Below are 4,408 nucleotides of genomic sequence, written 5' to 3'. Positions count from 1 at the left end.
GCCGAGGAAGCCAAGCGCGTTTACGGCGACGTCATCCCCCACGACAAGCAGGGTCGCCGTCTGCTGGTGATCAAGCAACCGATCGGTGTGGTGGCGGCTATCACCCCGTGGAACTTCCCCAATGCCATGATCACCCGCAAGGTCGGCCCGGCCCTGGCCGCCGGTTGCACCGTAGTGCTCAAGCCGGCCTCGGAAACGCCCTTGTCTGCCCTGGCATTGGCCGTACTCGGCGAGCGCGCGGGCATCCCCGCCGGAGTATTCAACGTGGTGCCGGGCAACAACTCGCGCGCCATCGGCGGCGAACTGACCGGCAACCCCAAGGTACGCAAGCTGTCCTTCACCGGCTCCACCGGCATCGGCAAGCTACTGATGGCGCAGTGCGCCGAGAGCATCAAGAAGGTCAGTCTGGAACTGGGCGGCAACGCCCCCTTCATCGTCTTCGACGACGCCGACCTGGACGCCGCAGTGCAAGGCGCAATCGGCTCGAAATTCCGCAACAGCGGACAGACTTGCGTCTGCACCAATCGCTTTCTGGTGCAGAACGGCGTCTACGACGAATTCACGCGCCGCCTGGTCGCTGCCGTCGAAGCGCTCAAGGTAGCCCCGGCCACTGAAGATGGCGCGCAACAGGGTCCGCTGATCAATGCCAAGGCCGTGGAAAAGATCCAGCAACACATCGCCGATGCGCTGGACAAAGGCGCGCGCTTGCTCAGCGGCGGCAAACCCCATGCGCTCGGCGGCAGCTTCTTCGAGCCAACCGTGCTGGGCGATGTTCGCGCCGATATGCTGGTGGCCCGCGACGAGACCTTCGGCCCGCTGGCGCCGATCTTTCGCTTCGAGACTGAAGCCCAAGCCATCGCCATGGCCAACGACACCGAATTCGGCCTGGCGTCCTATCTCTACACGCAGAATCTCGGCCGCGCCTGGCGCGTCAGCGAGGCGCTGGAATACGGCATGGTCGGCGTCAACGAGGGCCTGATCTCCACCGAGGTGGCCCCCTTCGGCGGCATCAAGCAATCCGGTCTCGGCCGAGAAGGCTCGCACTACGGCATCGACGACTACATTGAGCAAAAGTACATGTGCCTGAGTATCGTCTGAAGTGAGCGAAAATTAAGCAGAACATCCGCATCAGAGCTGATACCGCTGCTTTCGACCATCACGTCCAACCCCGTTCGGGGAAGCTGAGCATTGAGCTAACCAATCCTATGGGGGCGCCAGTGACCTGTCACTGGCCGACAACGTGGGTGTGGCCGAACCGGCATGAATTGGTAGCAAAATCTACAACAGCCGGTTGTTCTAGATAGGCTCTGTTCGCGTTCGCCGTGGGCTATCCCATGGCATGCCGGAGCCAGGCCTCAAAGGTTGTGAAAATATCGAGCGCCGTAGCGAGAGCGTCTCCAGTCATTCGCGGCAAGGCGCGCTGCGTGAAAAGTAGGGGAGTTTAGTGAGCTAAATGACCCTGCTTTTCACGTAACGCAACGTCAGCAGCGGGCGCCTGGAGGCGGTCGCAGTAGGCGAGAGTTTTTTCACAACCTCTCAGCACTGCGATCTTTGCCGGCACGCTCCAGTAATCGCCGCCAGTCCAAGTAATGGGGTAAATAGCGGGTGGCTACGCCATTGAAGCGGCGCATCCACTGCTTCAAGCGCGAGTCGTCGGCGTTCACATGCTGGATATGCAAGACGCGTTGCCGGACCCGCGTACCCTGCGCCAGATTCAACGGCTCATGCGCGATTGCTTCTGCCTTGGCAACTGCGCGAGATACGCCAGCACCCTCGGTGCATAGCACCGACTCAGGGGTCAGCAATTGCGGCAGCAGGCTCCCCAGCGTCTGTTTATCAACCTTAGGAAGGACAACAGCCTAATGCGTGCCTGCCGTTCCTGGACGACCAGCACTGGGATTTGCTCGACAGACAGGCCGCGTTTTTTGGCGCATCCGCCACGATCTCGGGCGTGGCGTGGCAGCTCGCGCTGACCTTTGAAGGACTCCAGGAAGTAGGTCTCGTCAGCCTCGACGATATTCTCAAGTTCGGTATCGTTTTCGCTGGCTGGAAGCGCCAACATCCGGTGGCGCCAGCGGAATGAGGTAGTGCGATCCACTCCAGACTCCTGAGCAGCCTTACGTACGCTGAGACCATTGACCATCGCTTGTACGTAGACCAGCCAAGCATCGCTGCGCTTGAGGTGGGCCAGCGGTGTTCCCGTCGCTGCGTTGAATGTCCTGCGGCAGCTCATGCAGCGATAACGCTGCACGCCAACGTCTTTACCCCAGCCGTGGATATGCCCAGCTTGGCAATACGGGCAAGATCAGTATTCGGCAAGCCACTCGCTTTGCCGGAGGATTTTAAAGGCGTTGACGTCTTCCGCCCACGCCTCATCAAGTCACAGCATGCGGCGCAGGACGTCGTTTCGAGGGTCCCGGTCGAAAAACCGGTGTTTCAGAGCGCCCACGACATGCAACAGAATCAGTCCGAGCAGGCTGTAGGCGAGCACTTTGTGCAGCCATTGGAAGACGACGAACCAATCGTCATTTTTCGCAAGGAGCTCCGGCAGGTTGACCCCAAAAAAGAACACCCCGTCACTCATCGTGTAGGTGCTCGACATTGAGTACCCCATCAAGGGTACGATCACGACGAGCGCATACATGACGCGCTGCGTAAGTCTTGACAGGAATCGTTCATGGCTCGCCAGCGTTTCCAGTGGCTGCGGAAGCCCGGGGGTCCGAAAACGCAGGGCGATCTGAGTCAGGACAACCAGAAATACCAATAGCCCAAAGCATTTGTGCCACGGGTAATAGAGCTCGTACTTGCTCGCCACTTCGTCATCCAGACCGGTCATATGCCAGCCTGCCCAGAGGAGGCCTGCGATGAGCACAGCGCGTACCCAGTGCAACATTCGCAGGGACGTCGGATACCGATCGGTTTTTTGTTGATTTATCGGGTTCATCGTAGTCGCTCCATTGATTATCAACGGCATCAAAAATGCTTTTTTGAACGGTCACCCTCTACGGCACAGGGCCCGAAGGGTGGTCCGGTCAGGACAGGGATCGTGCTCAGGTAGGCAGCAGCACGGTGATGACTTTCTCCTCGGTGTAGGCCACCGCGCCGGCAAACCCACCTTCACGGCCGATACCGCTGGTCTTTACGCCACCCCAGGGCAGGTTGGCGTCCAGCGGGCTCCAGCAGTTGATACCCACGGCACCGGCCTTCACCGCAGCGGCTACGCGGTGCGCTCGCACCAGGTCGGTCGTCCAGACCGTGGCCGCCAGGCCGTAGGAGGAGTCGTTGGCCAGTGCGATAGCTTCCTCTTCGCTGTCGAACATGATCAGCGTGCCGACGGGCCCGAAGATTTCGTCTTGGGCAATCGCCATGGTGTTGTTGGCGTTGGTGAAGATTGTCGGCCGGACAAACCAGCCCCGTTCAGGCGTCGATACACCGCCGGCCAGCAGCGAGGCGCCTTGGTCGATACCCAGTTGGATGTAGCGGTTAACGCGATCGAATTGCGCTTTCTTGGCCACCGGTCCCATCTGTATACCGGGCTGGCGAGGGTCGCCCACGTTGACTGCCTGCGCGGCATCGGCAAGTGCTGCGCCGAAGCGGTCTGCGATGCTGCGGTGGACCAGGATGCGCGAGCCGGCTGCACAGACCTGGCCCTGGTTGGCGAACAGGCCGAGCGCACACCCGCGCAGCGCGTCTTCGAAAGAGGCATCGTCGAAGACAATCTGTGGGCTCTTGCCGCCCAGCTCCAATGCCACGCGCTTGAACAGCACACCGGCGGTGCGCTGGATTTCGCGTCCGGCCTCGGGGCTGCCGGTGAAGCTGATCTTGGCAACGAGCGGGTGTTCGCACAAGGCGCGACCCACCTCGTTGCCGTAGCCGGTGACCACGTTGATCACGCCGTCAGGGAAGCCCGCTTCCTGAGCCAGCACCGCCAGGTGCAGGGCAGACTGCGGCGTCTCTTCCGAAGGTTTGATGACCACGGTGCAGCCTGCCGCCAGCAAAGCGGCGAGCTTCCAGACGGTGATCATCAACGGCGAATTCCAGGGAACAATGGCGCCGACCACGCCCACTGGCTCGCGTACCGTGTACGAGAGAGTCCTGGTGCCGAAATAGCCGCCGGTGGGAATGGTGCGCCCCTCGAGCTGGTTGGCCCAGCCGGCGGCGGCACGCAGGTTGGCGATCGCGTTGGGCAAGTCCATCCGGCGCGGTTCGATGGGTGAGCGACCGATGGCGTTGGCATCCATATCGGCCAGCAATTCGGTGTCGCGTTCAACCAGGTCAGCGAGTTTCGATAGCAATTGACCGCGCTGGGCGCCGTCAAGCTGGCTCCAGGCGCCACCCTCAAGTTGGCGATGCGCGGCCGCGACTGCGCGGTCCACGTCCTCAGCCGTGCCTTGTGCGGAGCTGCCGT

3 protein-coding genes and 1 pseudogene are annotated in these 4,408 nt (G+C 61.4%); 1 reads left to right on the top strand and 3 read right to left on the bottom strand.

All coding sequences use genetic code 11. The features are described 5' to 3' along the window. The coding region (locus ABZF37_RS13705; RefSeq protein WP_372720865.1) for an NAD-dependent succinate-semialdehyde dehydrogenase at positions 1–1,098 on the top strand (1,098 nt) is incomplete at its 5' end. Between the two features lie 428 nt (positions 1,099–1,526). Here the strand turns inward: ABZF37_RS13705 and ABZF37_RS13700 are convergent. From ABZF37_RS13700 to ABZF37_RS13690, 3 genes and pseudogenes are all read right to left on the bottom strand, one after another. Then, a pseudogene (locus ABZF37_RS13700) lies at positions 1,527–2,305 on the bottom strand (IS1595 family transposase); the annotation flags it as partial. A 75-nt stretch (positions 2,306–2,380) separates the two neighbouring features. Then, positions 2,381–2,944, bottom strand: coding sequence for a cytochrome b (locus ABZF37_RS13695; RefSeq protein WP_372720863.1), 564 nt, complete (start codon positions 2,942–2,944; stop codon positions 2,381–2,383). A 106-nt stretch (positions 2,945–3,050) separates the two neighbouring features. After that, a partial coding sequence (locus ABZF37_RS13690) for an aldehyde dehydrogenase family protein (RefSeq protein ID WP_372720861.1) occupies positions 3,051–4,408 on the bottom strand: 1,358 nt, incomplete at its 5' end.

The sequence above is a fragment of the Immundisolibacter sp. genome, assembly GCF_041601295.1.
GTDB lineage: Bacteria > Pseudomonadota > Gammaproteobacteria > Immundisolibacterales > Immundisolibacteraceae > Immundisolibacter.
This window is presented reverse-complemented; position numbering and strand designations above follow the sequence as displayed.

Coding starts and splice junctions, on each gene's coding strand:
- ABZF37_RS13695 (WP_372720863.1), bottom strand. CDS start 2,944: ATGAACCCGATAAATCAACAAAAAACCGATCGGTATCCGACGTCCCTG.